This is a genomic window from Oceanobacillus jordanicus (assembly GCF_022095695.1).
Classification (GTDB): Bacteria; Bacillota; Bacilli; order Bacillales; family Amphibacillaceae; genus Oceanobacillus_B; species Oceanobacillus_B jordanicus.
Window position 1 is genome coordinate 30,560 of sequence record NZ_JAIFZM010000012.1, and the last position, 19,791, is coordinate 50,350.

At 38.7% G+C, this 19,791-nt stretch carries 16 protein-coding genes; 9 read left to right on the forward strand and 7 right to left on the reverse strand.

Translation table 11 applies throughout. From position 1 onward, the window contains the following. The first annotated feature begins 31 nt into the window (after positions 1-31). A complete protein-coding gene (locus tag K3T81_RS14095; protein ID WP_238020609.1) occupies positions 32-385 on the forward strand; it encodes a VOC family protein in 354 nt (117 codons plus the stop codon). A 367-nt stretch (positions 386-752) separates the two neighbouring features. On the opposite strand, the gene K3T81_RS14100 is transcribed toward K3T81_RS14095, so the two are convergent. Beyond that, the gene (locus K3T81_RS14100; RefSeq protein WP_238020612.1) at positions 753-1,193 is read right to left on the reverse strand and encodes a cell wall hydrolase; all 441 of its coding nucleotides are present in this window, start codon (positions 1,191-1,193) and stop codon (positions 753-755) included. 108 nt (positions 1,194-1,301) lie between these two features. Further along, positions 1,302-2,915, reverse strand: coding sequence for an amidohydrolase (locus K3T81_RS14105; RefSeq protein ID WP_238020614.1), 1,614 nt, complete (start codon positions 2,913-2,915; stop codon positions 1,302-1,304). 135 nt (positions 2,916-3,050) lie between these two features. Here K3T81_RS14105 and K3T81_RS14110 point away from each other — a divergent pair, with 135 nt between their 5' ends. After that, complete coding sequence (locus K3T81_RS14110) at positions 3,051-3,551, forward strand: DinB family protein (protein WP_238020622.1); 501 nt, start codon at positions 3,051-3,053, stop codon at positions 3,549-3,551. Between the two features lie 195 nt (positions 3,552-3,746). Here the strand turns inward: K3T81_RS14110 and K3T81_RS14115 are convergent, their stop codons facing one another. From K3T81_RS14115 to K3T81_RS14135, 5 genes are all read right to left on the reverse strand, one after another. Further along, the gene (locus K3T81_RS14115; RefSeq protein ID WP_238020624.1) at positions 3,747-4,481 is read right to left on the reverse strand and encodes a glucose 1-dehydrogenase; all 735 of its coding nucleotides are present in this window, start codon (positions 4,479-4,481) and stop codon (positions 3,747-3,749) included. A 59-nt stretch (positions 4,482-4,540) separates the two neighbouring features. Beyond that, positions 4,541-4,972, reverse strand: coding sequence for a MarR family winged helix-turn-helix transcriptional regulator (locus tag K3T81_RS14120; RefSeq protein WP_238020626.1), 432 nt, complete (start codon positions 4,970-4,972; stop codon positions 4,541-4,543). Positions 4,973-4,987: 15 nt separating this feature from the next. Next, entirely contained in the window at positions 4,988-5,740 is a 753-nt protein-coding gene (locus K3T81_RS14125; protein WP_249226164.1) for an SDR family NAD(P)-dependent oxidoreductase, read from the reverse strand. Between the two features lie 287 nt (positions 5,741-6,027). Next, entirely contained in the window at positions 6,028-7,791 is a 1,764-nt protein-coding gene (locus K3T81_RS14130; protein WP_106897432.1) for a glycoside hydrolase family 13 protein, read from the reverse strand. Positions 7,792-7,840: 49 nt separating this feature from the next. Then, entirely contained in the window at positions 7,841-9,952 is a 2,112-nt protein-coding gene (locus K3T81_RS14135) for an alpha-amylase family glycosyl hydrolase (RefSeq protein WP_058949069.1), read from the reverse strand. Positions 9,953-10,297: 345 nt separating this feature from the next. On the opposite strand from K3T81_RS14135, the gene K3T81_RS14140 reads away from it, so the two are divergent. The 7 genes from K3T81_RS14140 (at position 10,298) to K3T81_RS14170 (ending at position 19,597) form a co-directional block, all read left to right on the forward strand. Continuing rightward, a complete protein-coding gene (locus tag K3T81_RS14140; RefSeq protein ID WP_058949070.1) occupies positions 10,298-11,575 on the forward strand; it encodes a sugar ABC transporter substrate-binding protein in 1,278 nt (425 codons plus the stop codon). 89 nt (positions 11,576-11,664) lie between these two features. Beyond that, a complete protein-coding gene (locus K3T81_RS14145) occupies positions 11,665-12,993 on the forward strand; it encodes a carbohydrate ABC transporter permease (RefSeq protein WP_275949842.1) in 1,329 nt (442 codons plus the stop codon). Continuing rightward, a complete protein-coding gene (locus K3T81_RS14150) occupies positions 12,993-13,832 on the forward strand; it encodes a sugar ABC transporter permease (protein WP_238020627.1) in 840 nt (279 codons plus the stop codon). Before K3T81_RS14145 ends, K3T81_RS14150 begins: the two co-directional genes overlap by 1 nt. A gap of 41 nt (positions 13,833-13,873) precedes the next feature. Then, a complete protein-coding gene (locus K3T81_RS14155) occupies positions 13,874-16,228 on the forward strand; it encodes a glycoside hydrolase family 31 protein (protein ID WP_238020628.1) in 2,355 nt (784 codons plus the stop codon). Between the two features lie 310 nt (positions 16,229-16,538). After that, positions 16,539-17,561, forward strand: coding sequence for a LacI family DNA-binding transcriptional regulator (locus tag K3T81_RS14160; RefSeq protein ID WP_106897429.1), 1,023 nt, complete (start codon positions 16,539-16,541; stop codon positions 17,559-17,561). Positions 17,562-17,770: 209 nt separating this feature from the next. Beyond that, positions 17,771-18,730 (forward strand): N-acetylglucosamine kinase, encoded by a 960-nt coding sequence (locus K3T81_RS14165; protein ID WP_238020630.1) that lies wholly within the window; start codon positions 17,771-17,773, stop codon positions 18,728-18,730. A 12-nt stretch (positions 18,731-18,742) separates the two neighbouring features. After that, the gene (locus K3T81_RS14170) at positions 18,743-19,597 is read left to right on the forward strand and encodes a MurR/RpiR family transcriptional regulator (RefSeq protein WP_238020631.1); all 855 of its coding nucleotides are present in this window, start codon (positions 18,743-18,745) and stop codon (positions 19,595-19,597) included. Positions 19,598-19,791: the final 194 nt, after the last annotated feature.

Genomic DNA, 19,791 nt, shown 5'->3' on the forward strand with positions numbered 1-19,791 from the left:
TGGTAGAAATTTAAATATAGGAGGTGTTTTCATGACTCATCCCATTCAAAACCAAATTGGAACTGTATTCATTCCGGTAAGCAATATAGAGAAAGCAAGAGATTGGTATAGTAATATTTTAGGTTTAAAAACTGTGGGAGAAATACAGTTTGGTCATCTTTATGTGTTACCAATGGAGGGTACAGGGATTGTGCTAGACAGCAAGATTTATTCAGAGGGCCATGTATATAAAACTCCAGCATTTCACCTGAATACGAAAGATATTAAAGAAGCATTTCAATTTATGAAAAAGAAGGGTGTTAACGTAACGACGGAGATTGAACATGATCACTATTTTAATTTTCAAGACCCAGATGGAAATATGTTAATGATTTGCAAATGTTGATGTTAGTTAAACGAGGGATATACAAAAGTATCCCTGGTAGATGATAACCCAAACTATAATGCAAAGCCTTGAATAAAGATTTGCTTAGTTCGGTTTTTGTGTGAATTTAATCTAATTTAGTTTAGGCAGAACATGGAGCTCCCTAAAATATAATAAACAATTTTCTTTGTGCGAAGTGAAGCTATCGAAGCTTTCCTTGTTCTATGGGAACAGCAGCTAGAGCCGTTCCCATTTTTCCCAAAGCGGTACTATAAAGTATTATTTGTATTTAAACACTGTCAATTTAGTTATGTTCTTTGGAGAAAAGAATTTTTAACAACCTTCTTCTCTTTTTAATAGTAAAGTAGAAATGTAGGGTGGGGTTCCCTTAGTATCGATAGGCACCTTCGCATGTATCTGCTACTGGCTCATAATAGCAGTGCTGTTTGTACTGTCCTGTAAACGGTTGACCATACCAAGTGGGTGGACATTCACCATATGGGTTGAAATACCAAAGCGCATACTTGGAAGGGTGCTGTCGCCAATAATCTAAAGTTTGTCTGGCTAATCTTTTTTCAACGTTTCTTGCTCTGTTGTAAAAAACGTTTCCCTTTTGTACTGCTTCAAAGGAGTAATTTCCACCTTGGATTTGAAAAATAACGTCGTTAATGGATCTTAAATCTTCGAAATCTAAACAGTCGGCCTTTAATCGGTTAACGATAACGTTCCCAACCATCAGCATTCCCAGTTTACCTTCACCTTCTGCTTCTGCTCGCATCATCCTTGCCACTAAGTCAACATCATTATCCGTATATTTCACTCTAGCCATATTTATCACCTCTAAAAGCAGTGTATTAAAAAAAGCCTACTAAAATGTAGGCTTTTTACAATTTTTACGAATGGACAGGTAGAAAATTTTAAAAGGCCTGTATTATATTTATTTTTGCTCCGACCTATCATAGACCTTTTCGCCATTTATCCATGTTTCTGACACCTGAAGTTTATATAGTTCACTTGATTTTATGTCTTTGGGGTGGCTATCCAGTAAAATAAAATCAGCCTTATGGCCAGTTTCAATTTTTCCTTTTTCGTCTTCGCGATGTTCCAGTTCGGCTGCTCGGACCGTATAAGCAAAGAAGCAATCATCGACACTTAACTTTTCTTCAGGGATCCAGCCACCTTCTGGTTTCCCATCTAAATCCATACGGTTAACTCCCGCGTATATTTCCTGTATAGGGGAGAGGGGACCAATTGGTGTATCAGAGCTGCATGTGAAAGGGATACCTTTATCTAGTACGGTTTTCCACGGATTACAATAGCGTTCTCTTTCTGTCCCTACCCAGTTTAACGTTTGATCATGTTCATCCATCATGAAGCCGGGCTGGGTCTCAAGGTATGGTTTTATTTCTTCTAGCTTTTGTAGTAAATCTGGTGCTAAAACCTGTGCATGGATAATGCGATGCCTGCGTTTCTTGGTATCGACGTTACTTAGAGCGCCAAGTGCTTGCTCTACCGCGCGATCTCCAATAGCATGCATCGCAACTTGCATATTGTTTTCGTCAGCTAATTGCACGATGTCACGAAGCTCCTCTTGCGAATAAATTAACGTACCTCGTGTATGTGGTCTATCTGAATAAGGCTCTCTTAACGCAGAAGTATGCAAGCGTTGTGTACCATCAAGGAAAATTTTTACTGCCCCAATTTTCACTTGGTCACTACCGTCACCTGTCCGGAGTTTCCACTTAATTAAATAGTCAGCTAGATCGTTTTTATTAAAAATGTAATGATGAAGCCAGACATCGATTAGGAGTTTTCCCTCATTTTCCAAGGTTCTATATGTGTTCCAAAGCTTCTCAAAATCTCCAGCAAAGTTAAGATCATCCGTATGGACAGAGGAGATACCATTTTCTAGTAGGGGAGGGATTGCCATTTCTAATGCTTTATAAATTTCTTCCTGTTCTTTCTTTCGGAAATGAAATTTAATGAAGTGGACGGCAGTATCCTTAAATCGGCCTGTCCATTGGCCATCTTTATCTTTTTCAATGAATTGTTCATGATTTCTGAGAAGATCTGGTTCTTCTTTAACAATGTTTAGCGCTTCTTTATTTAGTACACATTCGTGTCCATCATCGTGGAGGAAATAAGCTGGTTTACTATATTCCAATTCATCTAGATCCTCTGCTGTTAGAGGTTTGTCTTTATCCTTTAATTGGCTGTCAATTAGTCCTCGTCCAACCACCCAATCATGTTCTTCCATTTTCTCTTCTTCATAGGTGTTATGGACAATTTTTTTCATTTCACTGAAAGAGGTGACCTTCCTTAAGTCTATCTCTTTTTTCATAAAGCCGAACCGAAGTAAATGCATATGAGAATCATTAAAAGCAGCGGTAAGGACTTTTCCTTTTCCATCTACTATATTGGAGCCCTGCTCTTGCGATAATCCCTTTTTAATAAAGGAAATTTTTCCGTTTTCCACACCAATGTGGTAAATATCCTCTGTGTTTTCCTTATCATACGGTCTATATAGGCGAACATTATTGATTATTTTCATATTCCATTACACTCCTTCTAATTGCCGTATACCCATAAGAAGGAAGGACCTAACATGGTACATAGATATAATTATTTAGAAAGAAGGATTGTCTCTCCCTTTATAGAATAGTTAAAAAGAAAGGGAGGGACATGTATGTATACAATAAACGAACTTTACCAGGATATGGAGCAATTCAATGAATGGGCGGAAACCTTATATAAGGTTGAGGAGAATCTTTTCTTCACCCCAATTGCTGAGGGCAAATGGGCAATGGCGGAGACTATGACACATATTGCTTATTGGGATACATATATTCTTACTGCTATGCTACCCAAAATGGAGCAAGATGCGGACATTCAAAGCATCGATATTGAAAAACTTAACAAGGAAGCGGCTACCCACGCGAAATCAGGAATTAGCCAGAAACAAATATTGCAGGAACAGCAGCAAGCAAGGAATGCTTTACTTACAGCGTTGAAAGCGAAAGATGAATCATTTTTCACGACAACTTTTAAATTAAATGGCGAAACGCTTGACGAGCACTCTGGCTATCCGCACAACGCGTTTAATTACTTTAGCGGCTTTGTTTGGCATGACAACCATCACAGGAAGCAAATAGAAAACTTCTTAGATGAGCAGAACCAATCCGTTTAATGAATGATTAAATGGGAGACTTCATTAGGAAGACCCCGTTGTATCGCAATACAAAGACATTGCAGAAAAGAAATGGGAGAAAAGATTATACTATAAGGGTAGCACTGAAAATTACTTTCGGTGCTACCCTTGGCATTTTATATTGAATAACCATAATGTAATTTAAATTATGGGGTTATCTTCTAATAAAATAAATTACTGTGCAGTTAATCCACCATCGATTACAAATTCCGAACCAGTTGAATAGCTCGATTCATCTGAAGCTAGGAATAGTACCATGTTTGATACCTCTTCTGGTTGCGCTACACGTTTTAATGGAATCTGTGCAGAAAATGTTTCTACAGCAGCTTTAGTATCTTCTTGTACTACCATTGGGGTAGCAATCACCCCAGGATGTACAGAGTTCACCCGAATACCCATAGCCGCTAAATTCATGGCTGCTGCTTTTGTCATACCACGTACCGCAAATTTCGTATCTGTATAACCTACAGCGCCTGCAACTAAACCATTCATTGATGAGATATTTATGATGGACCCACCGCCCGATCTAGCCATTAACGGTGCAACAGTTTTCATGCCAATAAATACGGAAGTCTGGTTAATATCCACAATCCGACGATATTCTTCAAGCGAAATGTCTAGAATACTTTTGGCCATCGTAATTCCTGCATTATTAACTAATACATTCACTTGACCGAACTTCTCTTCCGTAATTGCAAGTACATTATTCCAGTCTTCTTCACTTGTAACGTTTTGTTTTACAAAGATCACATTATCACCTAATTCAGCAGCTAATGCTTGGCCTTTTTCTTCGTTTAAATCTGTTAGTACCACTTTTGCACCTTGTTCTACAAATAATCTTACATGGGCAGCACCCATGCCTTGAGCTCCACCAGTAATGATTGCAACTTTATTCTCTAAACGATTCATTTATATTTGCCTCCGTGTCTTAGATTAGCTAAAAACTATGCAGAACGGAATGATAATAGTTATTTTGAACCCTTCAACTTATTCAGTAACTTTTTTTGAATCTCAATATACTGAAGTAACTCTTCATCAGTGAGTACACTATATATATTTTCATAGTATTGCTGACCAAGATATTCGGCTTCGCGTAACATATCATTGCCTGCGCTTGTTAAGCTTAAATAAATTTTTCTCCGGTCATGTGGATCAAATGTGTTTTCAATATAGCCAGCATCTAATAATTTTTTAGTAATGATAGAAATACTGCTTTTTGAATATCCGAGTTTATTGGATAATTCTATGGGTTGGCATTGTTCAAGTTTGCGAATTTCGCTTAATACAATAAGCGAAGAAATGCCAATTGGTTTAGTCAATCCTTCTGTAAATTGGATAATATTTGCGTTGTTCACCTGTTCGACCATATTAATTAATTCATAAAATGTAGGTTTATTCATTGGCTTCTCCTTTGATTAGCGCAATTGAATCGAACCACCGTCTACCATTATCGTTTGACCTGTAATATAGCGAGCATCCTCAGAGGCTAAGAACACAGCGACACGCCCGACATCTTCTTCAGGCTCGCCCCAGCGACCTAATGGGATTGAGGAAAGACTTGCCTCATACATTTCAGGAAAGTCCTCAGCCCATTTTTCTACAGCTTGGCTTTTTGCAATAGGACTGATTAGATTAACATTGATATTATATTTGCCCCATTCATTAGCTGCAACGCGGGAAATAGCACGGATTGCTTCTTTTGCTGCTGCATAAGAGGTTTGCGTTGGTTGGCCCGATAAGCCAGCACCAGATGCAAAGTTAATCACCGTGCCTTCTGTCTCTTTTAAATGAGGAAATGCTGCTTTCATCAAGTAGAAAGTAGGGTAAAAGCCTGTACCAAATGAGAAATCCAAATCTTCTTGGGTTGTTTCTTCGAACGGCTTTTGTTTCGACGCATGCGCATTATTAACTAGTACGTCTAATTTACCATACTTTGCAACAACCGTTTCGATAATAGTAGGTAAGTTTTCAACATCAAAAAGATCTCCTTTTATAAACATTGATTTAGGAGAAATCTCTCTAATTTTTGCTTCCACAACTTTTCCGGCTTCAGCATTAATATCAACTAATACTATAATGGCACCTTCTTTAGCCATTGCAGTGGCCATACCAGTAGCAATACCACCAGCGCCGCCAGTGATAATCACAATCTTATTCTCTAAACGCATGATTATTACTTCCTTTCCTAAGATTTAATGCCATTATAAACAATAAAGGTTCGTCATTAAACTGTATAGATTATTATGAAAATTAAATACATAAAACTACTAGATAAAATCAATAAAATTTATTGGTGATAGAAGCGATTGAAAATAAAAAGAAGAAAAGAGGGAGGAAGTGTTTAAGTAAAAAAGAAATCCGAACTCGGATTGTTTTTCATTCAATCTAGTTCGAATTTCTTTTGTATTTCCGAAGCGTTAATTAGAGAACTTATATCACGACAGTTTTTTACTCATTAATCTTTCACTTCAAAAATTCGCCATCCTAAAGGTGGGACTTCAAACTCCGAAGCACTGTCTTGATTTTCGATTTTTTGCGTAGGTAGGGAAATCTCATTGTTTAGCTCTCTACCAAAAATAGTCTTCGAAACATGCGATACAGATTCACTGTTATTTAACATGACGACTAACTGTTGGTTACCCAATCTCTTTTCATAGACAAGCACATTCTTTTCATCATCTGCATGGAGGAAGCTAAAGGTTGCTTTATTTCCAAATAACGCATTCTGCTTACGTAAAGCGATGAGTTCTTGGACAAATTGGAACAGCTCTTGATCTTGCCTGCTCGAATCCCACTCCATACATGCACGACAACCAGGGTCTTGCCCACCGCTCATTCCAATTTCATCTCCATAATAGATGCAAGGAGTTCCCGTAAAGGTTAACTGAAATAAATAAAGCAGTTTCACTCTTGCTGCACTTTCTTTTGCCAAACTTAGAATGCGCGGTGTATCATGGCTATCCAAAAGATTAAAGGCTGCCTCATTGATGTTTTGCGGATACATATGCATGACCCTGTTAAGAGAATTAGAGAACGCGGTTGGTTGCATGTTGTTTTCGGCAAAAAAGGTAATGGCCCCGTTGGTGAATGGGTAGTTCATGACCGCGTCAAACTGATCCCCTTGTAACCACGGCATGGAATCATGCCAAATTTCTCCGAGAATGTATGCTTCCGGCTTTACTTCTTTTACGACTCGGCGAAAGTCACGCCAAAACGCATGATCCACCTCATTGGCAACATCAAGTCGCCAGCCATCAATGTCAAATTCCTCTACCCAATAACGGGCCACTTCGAGTAAATAGTCACGGACTTCTTTGTTTTCCGTGTTTAGTTTTGGCATCGACGAAACGAAAGCGAATGTATCATAGTTTGGTGCAGGATCTGTAACAACGGGGTAATCCCATAAGTGAAACCATTCCTTGTATTGAGAGTTCTCTTGGTTTTCAAGAACATCCTGAAATGGAGGGAAATAGTATCCACTATGATTAAACACGGCATCGAGCATCACACGAATACCACGTTTATGACATTCCTTAATCAACGTACGGAAGGTTTCCTTATCACCAAATTGCGGATCAATTTCCATATAATCAATGGTGTCGTATTTATGGTTAGAGTATGCCTTGAATATAGGGGTAAAGTAAATCCCGTTAATGCCAAGTTTCTCTAAGTAATCAAGATTATTTATAACCCCTTGAAAATCACCGCCAAAGTAATTTGAAGGTGTTGGGTCCTCAGATCCCCATGGAAGTGCGCCCTCAGGGTTAATAGAAGCATCCCCATTAGCAAATCGCTCTGGGAAAATTTGATACCAAACAGTGTCTTTCACCCAATTTGGAGCCTGAAAGACATCAGCCTTATTTAAATATGGAAAACAGAAGAAATGGCTAATTTCAGTTGGAAGAGTAGAAAAGATACCATCTTCCGCAACATAGCATTCTTCTTTACCATCTGAGCAATAAAAGCCATATCGCATTCTACGGAACGTCGGTTTAACTGCTATAAACCAATAGTCATACAAATCTGTAGAACCGGAACAAGTCATAGAATCTGTTTCAGTTTGCCATTTTTCATCCTTCCAATCATAGGGATCCCCGTAGATCAGCTGAACATCCTGCATGTCACCTTTTTTCGTCTGCAAAACAATGTGAAGCGTGTCCGCATCATATGCATAGGCAAAATTATTTTTGGGGCGGTGGTAGATTGCTTCTTTTATCATTGGTTGTAACCTCCTTAGTTGTATAAACAGCGACCTTTCTTGTTATAGTTTAATTCCAATCGACTATAATTGTATCTGTACCTTTTTCAGGAAGAGTGTATGTGTGATTAGAACCACTTTCCCACTCTATGACACCATTTTCTTTCTTCTTAAAGAATTTAAATTGGATTTCTTCCCCTGCAGGGACACTCACATCATAATACCATGTTGGATATTGATAAATGACCTGATTGAACATTGGGCCTATTGCTTTATCAACATCCCAATTACCTAATTCACCTACATCTCCAGTTAGGTATAGATCTTCACCAAAATCAGTGAGGGCATTATTTACTACAAACCGAACACTCACTTGTTTTCCTGTTAGCACTTCAAAATCTTCATATACATTACTGGATAAACCATCAGCAGTGTTTAATGAAACATCATAATTACCACTCGCGATGTCAGGAACTTTGAATTTTATCTCTTCATTAGACCACGATTCTATTGGAACATTTGCTGTACCTATTTTTAGATTGCCAGTTTCGGCACCAAATCCTTCACCGTTTACTGTTATCAGGTTACCAGGGCTACCTTCAATTGGACCAACATGCCCAATTAGTGGCTCGGTTTCTTTTGTAGAATACTCCCATACTGCAACACTCTCAGCTGAGATGGTGAATGAATCAACAGCCCCGTTACTATTAGCTGATATACTGTTGCCGTCTAGGACGTTATTCATTACATCCTGGTATTGACCTGCAGGAAGTGAAGTATATAAATTTGAAATTGGGTAATCTGTAGTTCCCTTATTGATTGCAGTAACGACAACACTATCACCAAATTTTCTTTCATAAATGTAGACATCTGAATTAATCCATCTTTCTGTTGTATCTCCGTATCCAACAGCCAAATTAGATTTCCTTAATTCTGTTAATTCGCTAATGATTTTATAGGATGTCGTACTGGTATCAAAATCTCGCATTGGTTTTCGATTTTCTGGATCAGTATTTCCACTGAGATATTGTTCAGTTCCATAATAGATTGTAGGGACACCTCGGGAAGTCAAGAGAACTGCCAATGCCATATCTGTATGTTTATTATTGGATTCGTCAGTAGAGAATCTTGACATATCGTGGTTATCTATAAAGGTTACTTGATCATTTACTTGGTTATAATCAGAGTCAGTTTGTTGAATCATTTCATCAAACCCGTGCCAATCATCAGTATCGTCTTTCAGTACTTCACGGATTTTTTGACCATATCTAAAGTCTAGAAGGCTCATTCCACTTTCATTTGCAAAGTAATGGTTTTTTTCATCAACTTCTCCTTGCCCTAAAAACCACTCTCCAAATGTGAAAACTGGCTTATGTGTATATATTTCACTCATTAATGATTTCTGCCATCCTTGAGGCATGTGTTTTACCGCATCAACTCTTATACCGTCAATCCCTTTATCCAACCATAGTTTAATAGATTCTTTTAAATATTGATCAACCTGAGAATTGTTCAAGTTAAAGTCGGCGAGATCATAAAGATTTCTATAGATACTATCCTCATAAGTTGAAAAATCAGTACCACCGTTATGGTGAAAAATAGATAGTTGGTCATTGGAATAATTAGCTAACAAATTACCATCATCATAAATAGCACCGTTTTCAGCATAGTTAGGATTTGTTTCCAAAGCAGGTGAAGAATGATTAGGTGTAAAGTCCATAATGACCTTAATTCCGTTAGAATGTGCAGTTTCTATAAGTGAATCGAAATCACCAAAATCACCGTAATAAGGGTTTGTTCTTTTGTAATCTCTGGCCCAATAACCATGATAAGAAGTATAACCACTTGGGTGTAGTGCATGGACATTCTCAACCGGTTGTGAAATCCACAGAGCTGTAATTCCCATGTTTGTTAAATAGCCATCATTAATCTTATCAATTATCCCTTTCCAGTCACCTCCACAATACTTATGAAGATCACTACAATCTGAACTAAAAATTTCCCCTGTGGGATTGTTGCTGGGATCTCCATCGTAAAAACGATCTGTAACAACTTGGTAGATGACATCTTGGGAGTAATCAACGGTATTAATGTTATTATCATTTGATTGTGCAAACACATAGGTGCTACTACATATTAATAACAATAAGACTAGCGCAATCGTTTTCATAAATTTGTACATATTTATCCCTCCTAAGTTAATAGTTAAACCGTTTGATTTGCACCTCCTTTAAATAAAAACAACCCCGAGCTTTTTTGACGAAAAAGCCGGGGTTGTTTACTAGAAAGCATTGCCCTCAAATTGTATGTTTTTGTTGTTATTACATGATGATAACCTAATTATTAACCAATTATATGTTAGAAGTCAACAGAAATTCATAAGGTTTTGTAACCCTTTTCTAAAAACAAAGAAAGTCTAAAAGGAATTTTTTGAAAACGCTTGCCAAAAATTATATGAATGTGTAATATTAGATTCAGTTACAAGGCAAACGTTTGCACAAAAATAAAATAGAGAAGGGGAATTACTATGAATAAAAGACTTTCATTATTTTCTTTATTAACTCTAGTTTTTACAATTCTATTATTAGCTGCATGTGCTCCAGAAAGAGAAGAATCTGAACAAGCGAGCACTGACACAGATTCCACTACTGAAAAGCCAGAAGAGCTAACAATTTGGGCTAATGACGAAGAACAACAATTGAAGGCAATTGAAAAGATTGCAGCAGATTATGAAGAACAAGAAGGTATTAAAGTTAACGTTGTTGCAAAATCAATGTTAGAGCAGCTTCAAGAATTATCTCTTGCAGGTCCTGAAGGAAAAGGTCCAGATTTATTTTTCCAACCACATGATCAAATAGGTAATATTGTGGCCCAAGGATTAGCGGAACCACTTGATGTTACAGATGAAGAACTTAGTGGATACAGTGACGCAGCTGTTGAAGCTGTAACGTATAATTTTGAAGAAGAAACCGATCGTTATGGTGTACCGGCTGTAATTGAAACTTATGGTATTTTCTATAACCAAGATATTGTATCAGAGGCTCCTAAAACAATTGAAGACTTAAAAAGCATAGTAGAAGAGAATACAAATGCGTCAGAAGACCAATATGGATTTTTAATGAAACCAAATGATTTATATTTTGCTTACCCATTCTTTAAAAATTATGGGGGATACATTTTCGGTGGTGATGTTGGCGAATATGATACAACAGATGTAGGCATGGCAAATGAAGGTGCTATAGAAGGTGGAGAATTATTTCAATCATTCTTTGGAAGTGGGATGATCCCTGCCTCTACTACAGTAGATGTAATTGATGGTCTGTTTACAGAAGGGAAAGTCGGTGCAGTAATTAATGGTCCTTGGAGTATCACTGGATATAAAGAAGCATTAGGCGACAGCGTATCATTTGCACCATTTCCTCAAATAAATGGAGAACCAAGTTCCACCTTAGTAGGAGTTAAATCATGGATGGTCTCCTACTACTCAGAGGAAAAAGACTGGGCACAAGATTTGGCTTTATTTTTAACAAACGAAGAAAACCTTGGGTATTACTTTGAAGTAGCTGGGGAGCTGCCAGCGAATACAAAGGCATTAGAATCAATTGATGATCCAATCTATTCAGCATTTGCTGAGCAAGTAGAATACGGCGTGCCAATGCCTAGTACTCCGCAAATGTCTCAAGTATGGGAACCAATGAATAATGCTCTGCAGTTCTTAGCTGAAGGAGAAGATCCGAAATCTGTATTAGAAGAAGCAGTTCAGCAGATAGAAGATAATATTCAAGCAAGCGGTTCTGGTCAATAGAAAGAGAGGATGGGAGGATTTATAATCTTCCCATTTGCTTTTATAAATAATAAGGTGAAATTTGCGTTTTGCTATAGAGGGGGTTTACCATGTCACATCTACCAGCAGAAGAAAAGAAACATGTAGAAAAAAGACATGTTGAAAAGAAACAGCATAATCCAACTGTTGCTATGGTGCTATCTATAATCTTTGCGGGCTTAGGGCAACTATATAATCGTCGCTTCATCAAGGGGACAGTATTTATTGTAATAGAAGTAGCTTTCCTCGTTACAATGCTAGAATCTATCAATTTTGGTCTGTGGGGTCTCCGTACCTTAGGAACTATTCCAGGGACAGACCATTCTATAAGACTATTAGTATTTGGAGTACTTGCTTTAATTGGTGTTTTCTTTGCCATTACATTATACGTATTTAATGTTCTGGATGCTCGAAAACAGGCAAAACGAATAAGAGATGGCTGGAAGCCTATGAAATTTGGAGAGGCAATGAGGCAGTTTTATGATAGTGCATTCCCGTATTTAATGACGTTTCCTGGATTGGTACTTATGATATTCGTCGTTATTTTCCCATTATTATTTTCTATCCTGCTTGCATTTACAAACTATAATTTATATAACTCACCTCCTAGGAATCTAGTAGATTGGGTCGGCTTTGATAATTTTTCAAGTTTGGTTACAGTACCTATTTGGCAGGATACATTTCTTAGCGTGTTTAGTTGGACTATCGTCTGGACATTAGTAGCTACTACTTTACAAATAGGTCTAGGACTTTTCCTAGCCTTAATTGTTAATGACTCAAGAATTAGATTCAAAAAATTAATTCGAACTATACTGATCTTACCTTGGGCAGTCCCAGCGTTTGTAACGATTCTCATCTTTTCCGCTATGTTTAATGATGACTTCGGTTCAATTAATCGAGATATCATTATCCCATTATTTGGAGGAGAAGGATTACCATGGCTAAGTGATCCGTTGTACGCCCGGATAGCTATTATTATGATACAAACATGGCTCGGCTTTCCGTTTATCTTTGCACTGTTCTCAGGTGTGCTGCAGAGTATTTCAAAGGATTGGTATGAAGCGGCTGATGTTGATGGGGGTACACGATTTAAGAAATTCAGGTTTATTACACTTCCGCATGTTATGTTTGCGACAGCACCACTTTTAATTATGCAATATGCTCAGAATTTCAATAACTTTAATGTTATATATCTATTTAACGAGGGTGGGCCACCAGTCAGGGGACAGAATGCTGGCGGCACTGATATTTTAATTTCATGGGTTTATAAGCTAACTTTTGATACTAACAATTACAGTATGGCTGCTGTAATCTCGATCATTATGGGTGTCATTGTTTCTGGCTTTGCCTTCTACCAATTTAGGAAAACGAGATCATTTAAAGAAGAAGGTGAAATTTAATGAACCAAAAGAAGAAATCAAGAATTGAGGTAGCTGCAATTTATATAATTATAGCCATATTTGCTGTAATTATATTTTACCCACTTGTTTGGACGGTTGGTATGTCCTTTAATCAAGGAAGCAGTTTATACTCTTCCTCAATCATCCCCGAAAACTTTTCGCTTGAACATTATAAATGGCTGTTTAGTGAAGAAAGTGATTACTTAATGTGGTATAAAAACTCTATGATCGTGTCTGCAGCTACTGCACTAGGTAGTGTGATTATCACTTCTCTCATAGCATATGCGTTTTCTAGATACCAATTTGTAGGCAAAAAAAACGGACTTTATGTGTTCCTGTTACTACAGATGTTTCCTGTGATGATGGCAATGGTTGCATTATATATCTTCTTGAATATGATTGGTTTGCTAGATACGTTAACCGGTTTAATTTTAATCTATTTAGGCGGGCAAATACCATTCAATGCGTGGTTGGTGAAAGGCTACTTTGACACCATTCCAAGAGAGCTAGACCAAGCTGCAAGAATTGATGGGGCAGGACATTTGCGCGTGTTTTGGAGCATTATGCTTCCACTAGCTAAACCAATTTTAGCAGTTGTCGCTTTATTTAACTTTATGATGCCATTGTTCGATTTCTTATTACCTAGCATCGTCCTTTCAAGTGCTGATAATTATACATTGGCTGTTGGACTGTACAATTTTATAAATGATCAGTTTGCAAATAACTTTACTAGATTCGCTGCTGGGTCGATCCTTGTGGCTTTACCAATTGCTGCTATCTATCTGTATTTACAGCGTTATTTAATATCCGGATTAACTGCTGGAGGATCGAAAGGTTAAGCAAGCATATATGAATCAAAAAGAAAACAGGAGGAACCCATATGCTTGAAGATACAAGCTTTGCCATACTACCAGAGAATAAACAAGATACGACTGGAAAACATTATCTCGATATAGGGAATGTTCTTTCCATTGAAAAACAACAGAATATGTATCAACTAACATGTACGAATGGGTTTGTGACACTTTGTTTTTATACGGATGCCATTCTCAGAGTTGTGATGAACCCTACATCACAGCCTGTGCTGGATCTTTCCAAATCAATACATGTAACACCATTAGATGTTTCCGTTTCAGAAGAGGATTCTGAAGCGGTGTTGCTTCTTAAAACAAAGAAACTTGAAGTGAAGATAGAGAAAAACCCATTGCGGATCACCGTCAAAGATGAAAACTCTCGAATTCTTGTAAAAGAACAAGAGCGGGGAATGGCATACGACCAAAATGGGGAAATACGTGTATGGAAACAAATGGAGGAATCAGACCATTTCTATGGATTTGGAGAGAAGAGTGGTTTTCTTGACAAACGTGGTGAAAAATATGAAATGTGGAACACGGATGTATATGCACCACATAATCCCGAAACAGATCCATTATACGAGTCTATTCCCTATTTTATGACATTACGGAATGGGAAAGCTCACGGTATCTTTTTTGATAACACATTCCGTACCTTTTTTGATATGAAGTCAGAGATTGATAGATACTCCTTTTCAGCAGAAGGGGGACAGCTTGATTATTATGTCCTAGCAGGTCCGGATCCGAAAAAGGTACTTGAACAGTATACGTACTTAACAGGAAGAATGCCGATTCCGCCGAAATGGGCGATCGGTTATCACCAATCACGTTATAGTTACGAAACAGAAGCGGAAGTAAGAGAGCTCGCAGCCAATTTCTTAGAACGTGATATTCCAGTCGACGTGATCCATCTTGATATCCACTATATGAATGGATACCGGGTATTCACCTTTGACAGAGATCGTTTTCCAAATCCGGAAAAGCTAATCGCAGATCTGCGCGAAATGGGCATACGGGTTGTTCCAATTGTGGACCCAGGGGTAAAGCAGGATGCAGAATACCCGATTTATCAAGAAGGCGTACAAGGGGATAATTTTTGTAAATATATTGAAGGTGACATTTATTTTGGTGATGTTTGGCCAGGGAAAAGTGCGTTTCCAGATTTCACGGATGAGAAAGTTCGGAAGTGGTGGGGCGAAAAGCATGCGTTCTATACAGATATGGGCATTGATGGAATTTGGAATGATATGAACGAGCCTGCAGTATTTAACGAAACGAAAACGATGGATACATCGGTCATGCACCGAAATGATGGCCGTCCAACTACACACAAAGAACTACATAATGTGTATGGGCTATTAATGGGGAAAGCAACCTATGAGGGGATGAAGGATCAGCTTCAAGGAAAACGCCCTTTCTTACTTACACGGGCAGGTTATTCAGGAGTGCAGCGCTACGCAGCTGTCTGGACAGGAGATAACCGAAGCTTCTGGGAGCATTTACAAATGTCCTTACCAATGGTCATGAACCTTGGTTTGTCTGGTGTAGCATTTACAGGACCTGATGTTGGTGGATTTGCTCATGATACCAACCCTGAACTGCTTGTACGCTGGACACAGGTTGGCGCATTTACACCGTATTTCCGAAATCACTCTGCACTGAATACAAAATATCAAGAGCCATGGCAATTTGGTGAAAAATACGAAACGATCATGAAAAATTATATGCAGATGCGGTATGAATGGCTTCCACAGCTTTACAGTTTATTCTTTAAGGCTAGCCAAACAGGACTTCCTGTCATGCGCCCGCTATTTATGGAATACCCGGATGATGAAAGAACGTACAATCTGAATGATGTGGTCATGATTGGCGATAACGTTCTATTGGCGCCAATTCTTTCGCCAGGGGTAACAGACCGTGCTGTGTACTTGCCTGAAGGGGAATGGATACTATGGGCGACAGGTGAAACTTTTGAAGGAAATCGTGCCCATTTAGTTCACGCTGAGCTTGCCGATCTTCCGCTTTTCATTAAAAAGGGAACGGCTGTTATGCAAACGAAGTGGGTTTCAAATCAAGAGAAAGAAACAAAACAACGCAGCATGCATGTAGTGGCAGGTAACCCAGGTGATGTCTACTCCTTCACGTACTATGATGATGATGGCGAGACGTTTGCTTACGAAAAAGGCGATTACTTAAAATGGAATATTGAGATCAAATCAGAAGAAGATGCGATCCATGTTACCATTTTAGATAAAGAAGGAAATTATTTGCCTCCATACAAGGAAGTAGACGTTAATCTAGCCGAGTTAAAACCGAATCAAAATGTTATACTAAATGGAAAAACATACGAAGACAAACAACAATTTAAGATAATTTTATAAGTGCGTGTTCAAAAAGGAGGATAAAAAGGACCAAGAAGTTCGAGGCGGCGTAGCTTTGAGTACCGGACTTTCACAGGATGTGGTGACTTCTGTGTTGTCCACAGGACGTGGACGATTTTAACAGAAGTTCATTAAACTCCTTTAATACGTGAGGAACGGAAAAGCAAGCCATCGAGCTTCCACAGGATGTGGTGACTTCGACGTTCGACACAGGACGTGTTGGAATTTAGTCGAAGGTCATCAGTACTGATGTGTCATTTTTACCGGATTTTTTGAGCAACCTCTATAATGAAAAGTAGTGGGTGAGTATATGGTAACAATTAAAGATGTAGCAAAGGCAACAGGGGTTTCACCTTCTACTGTGTCACGAGTGATTGCCGATAATCCAAGAATAAGTCCAGATACGAAAAAGAAGGTTCGCAAAGCAATGAAGGACCTGGGATACCACCCAAACGTAAACGCCCGAAATCTTGTCGTGAAATCAACAAAAGCAATTGGCGTAATTCTGCCATCTTCTGCTGATAAATCTTTACAAAATCCCTTTTTCCCAGAAGTACTAAGGGGAATTGGTTCCATCACACATAAAATGCAGTATTCCATGACATTATCGAGTGGAGATACAGAGGAAGAGATTTTTAATGAAGTGGAACGTATGGTGTATGGTAGTTATGTTGACGGGGTTATTCTCCTATATTCCCGTGTAAACGATCGGATTACGGATTTCTTAATCGAAACAAACTTCCCTTTTGTTATTGTCGGGAAGCCGTATGACAATGTAAGCAATATTACACATGTGGACAATGATAATTTTAAAGCAGGTAAAGACATTACTTCCTATCTAATTGAGCAAGGGCATGAACGAATTGCTTTCATAGGTGGTGCGAAGGATTTATTTGTGACAGTTGACCGGGAAGCTGGATATGAAGCTGCAATGCGAGAGGCGGGCATTCCAGAAAATCCGGCGTATAAATTGCACACCGAGTTTTTAAAATCTGGTGGTAGGGAAGCAGTGGAAAAACTCCTGTCACTTGATGTGAAGCCAACAGGTATTGTCGTAACAGATGACCTGATGAGTTTAGGTGTGCTCAGTACGTTGGAGGAGTTAGGATTCCATGTTCCACTTGATATGTCGTTGGTAAGTTTTAATAATGTTTATTTATCGGAAATAACCAGGCCTGCTTTAACGACGGTGGATGTACAAATCCATCAGCTTGGAGCACAGTCAGCAAAAGCGCTGATTGAATTGACACTGAATAAGGACGAACCGGCTAAGCGAATTATCATCCCACATCAAATTGTCTACAGGGATTCAGTAAGTAAAATAGAAAAATAGTGGAAGATAGCTCTGTTCTCAGGAATGGAGCTATTTTTTTGTAGATAGGGAGGTCAGTTCTGCATCGAAAACTTTCCTGATATTTTCAACTTGTTTGCTATAAAAGTAAATGAAATTTTATGTTATAATAATATTTCAATAATTACTAATGTATTTAAAATAAAATTTTGTTAAGAAAGTAAAGTATGCAATCAAGGGGAGGGAGATAGATGGCGTATTATATGGGAATAGATGGCGGAGGTACGAAAACCCAAGCCGTATTGGCTGATGAGAACGGGAACATTTTATCGCGGGCTATTAGTGGGGCAAGTAATCCAAATGCTGTCGGCGAACAACAGCTGATCCACGTGTTTCAAACTCTTTTTCTAGAACTGGATAACGAGGAAAAAACACGGCTAAAGAATGTGAAATTGGTATATGCCGGCATCGCAGGGTCAGCCAATCCAGCAAACCATACCCTATTAGAAAGCATCCTCTCCCAGCTCCTTCCACATGCAACTGTTTTTGTTGAGCCGGATGCTGTTTGCGCCTTATATTCTGGGACGTATGGGGGAGCGGGGATCGTTCAGATTGCTGGCACAGGTTCCATTACATACGGGATGAATGAAGCTGGTGAACAAGGAAGAGTTGGCGGATGGGGCTATTTATTTGGTGATGAGGGCAGTGGTTATGCGATAGGCAGAGCAGGCGTAACGGAGGCGTTGAAATCGGTTGATGGGAGAGGGGAGCCTACCATTCTGCTTGAAATGCTTTACGAGCATTTTCAAGTACTGCAACCGCAGGAGCTTATAAAAAAAGTCTATAATGCCAAACAGCCGAAAATGATTATTGCGCCATTATCCCGCATTGTATTTCAAGCATATGCCCAAGAAGATGTGGTGGCACAAGCTATCTTACAACAGGCTGCCAAAGACATTGCTTCCCAAATTATGGCACTATATCGTACACTATTTACTAGTGAAGAGAAAACAAAGGTCGTGCTTTGTGGTGGTGTTTTTCAAGAGAAAGCAGTCATGCCAGTACTTTTAAAAGACTATTTGAAAAATATTCCATTTACCCTCGTGCAACCAGAATTTCCACCAGTGGCTGGTTCGCTAATCGGGGCATACAAACAAGCAACTATTCAAGTAAGCCGAAATATGTTAGAGCAGATGAAAAATACACAATAAGAAGGTGAAGTCATGGCGCATGTTAAAGGCGGACTCGTGATTTTGAAAGAAATGGTGAACAGTCTGTCACCATCAGAGCGTAAGGTTGCAACATATATTATTGACCATCCACAGGAAGCGATCCATCTCACGGCACTCGGTCTAGGGGAAAAAAGTAATACAAGCAGTGCAGCAGTGATCCGGTTGTGTAAATCACTTGGCGTTAAAGGATTTCAGGAATTAAAAATACGGGTAGCCGGGGATCTCCAGACAGATGACGCAACTGTTTACCGGGATATTGAGCCGAATGAAACCTATAAAAGTATTATAGACAAAGTGACAGCGAATACAGTGCAAACATTGAAGGAAACAGTGGATATTATTGATGAAAATCAATTGAAAGTAGCGGTAGAAGCATTAGCGAATGCAAATTCTATCGTACTCGCAGGGGTGGGTGCGTCTTATATTGCCGCCAAGGATGGAGAGCAAAAGTTTCAGCGAATCGATAAAAATGCCTATTCCTTTTCAGACATTCATTTAGCAGCAACACTGATTGCAAACAAAGGAAAGGGAGATGTCGTGATCGGGATATCTTTTTCTGGGGACACACAGGAAGTTGCCAAATTACTTCAGTTAGCAAAACAACGTGACATTACAACGATAGGGATAACGAAATATGGAAATTCCCTTGTTAGCCAATATGCTGATATATTATTACATACGTCTGCAGCAAAGGAAGCAACCTTTCGCAGTGGGGCAACCTCGTCTCGGATTGCCCAGCTACATGTCGTTGATATGTTATTGATGTGTCTTGCATCCAACCATTATGAAGAAACAATCCAACACCTTGATGCATCAAGAGAAGCGGTCATGTTTTTACGTGATTAAACAAGAGAATCCAGCAGCGTCCAACGACTCCAACTTAAGCTAGGTAGAGATAAGTTTTACTGAAGAAGTTTAAGAAACAGGACGCTTTATATGCTGAGTGAAATTTTATTTCTTATTTTCAAAATTAAATTGACAAAAAATATCATTCACCCTATAATATAAACAACTTAACAAAGAGCTGCACAGACACCTAT

What these genes read in the sequence shown, in the direction of transcription:
- K3T81_RS14095 (WP_238020609.1), top strand. Translation starts at nt 32, where the DNA reads ATGACTCATCCCATTCAAAACCAAATTGGAACTGTATTCATTCCGGTA.
- K3T81_RS14100 (WP_238020612.1), bottom strand. Translation starts at nt 1,193, where the DNA reads ATGGCTAGAGTGAAATATACGGATAATGATGTTGACTTAGTGGCAAGG.
- K3T81_RS14105 (WP_238020614.1), bottom strand. Translation starts at nt 2,915, where the DNA reads ATGAAAATAATCAATAATGTTCGCCTATATAGACCGTATGATAAGGAA.
- K3T81_RS14110 (WP_238020622.1), top strand. Translation starts at nt 3,051, where the DNA reads ATGTATACAATAAACGAACTTTACCAGGATATGGAGCAATTCAATGAA.
- K3T81_RS14115 (WP_238020624.1), bottom strand. Translation starts at nt 4,481, where the DNA reads ATGAATCGTTTAGAGAATAAAGTTGCAATCATTACTGGTGGAGCTCAA.
- K3T81_RS14120 (WP_238020626.1), bottom strand. Translation starts at nt 4,972, where the DNA reads ATGAATAAACCTACATTTTATGAATTAATTAATATGGTCGAACAGGTG.
- K3T81_RS14125 (WP_249226164.1), bottom strand. Translation starts at nt 5,740, where the DNA reads ATGCGTTTAGAGAATAAGATTGTGATTATCACTGGCGGCGCTGGTGGT.
- K3T81_RS14130 (WP_106897432.1), bottom strand. Translation starts at nt 7,791, where the DNA reads ATGATAAAAGAAGCAATCTACCACCGCCCCAAAAATAATTTTGCCTAT.
- K3T81_RS14135 (WP_058949069.1), bottom strand. Translation starts at nt 9,952, where the DNA reads ATGTACAAATTTATGAAAACGATTGCGCTAGTCTTATTGTTATTAATA.
- K3T81_RS14140 (WP_058949070.1), top strand. Translation starts at nt 10,298, where the DNA reads ATGAATAAAAGACTTTCATTATTTTCTTTATTAACTCTAGTTTTTACA.
- K3T81_RS14145 (WP_275949842.1), top strand. Translation starts at nt 11,665, where the DNA reads ATGTCACATCTACCAGCAGAAGAAAAGAAACATGTAGAAAAAAGACAT.
- K3T81_RS14150 (WP_238020627.1), top strand. Translation starts at nt 12,993, where the DNA reads ATGAACCAAAAGAAGAAATCAAGAATTGAGGTAGCTGCAATTTATATA.
- K3T81_RS14155 (WP_238020628.1), top strand. Translation starts at nt 13,874, where the DNA reads ATGCTTGAAGATACAAGCTTTGCCATACTACCAGAGAATAAACAAGAT.
- K3T81_RS14160 (WP_106897429.1), top strand. Translation starts at nt 16,539, where the DNA reads ATGGTAACAATTAAAGATGTAGCAAAGGCAACAGGGGTTTCACCTTCT.
- K3T81_RS14165 (WP_238020630.1), top strand. Translation starts at nt 17,771, where the DNA reads ATGGCGTATTATATGGGAATAGATGGCGGAGGTACGAAAACCCAAGCC.
- K3T81_RS14170 (WP_238020631.1), top strand. Translation starts at nt 18,743, where the DNA reads ATGGCGCATGTTAAAGGCGGACTCGTGATTTTGAAAGAAATGGTGAAC.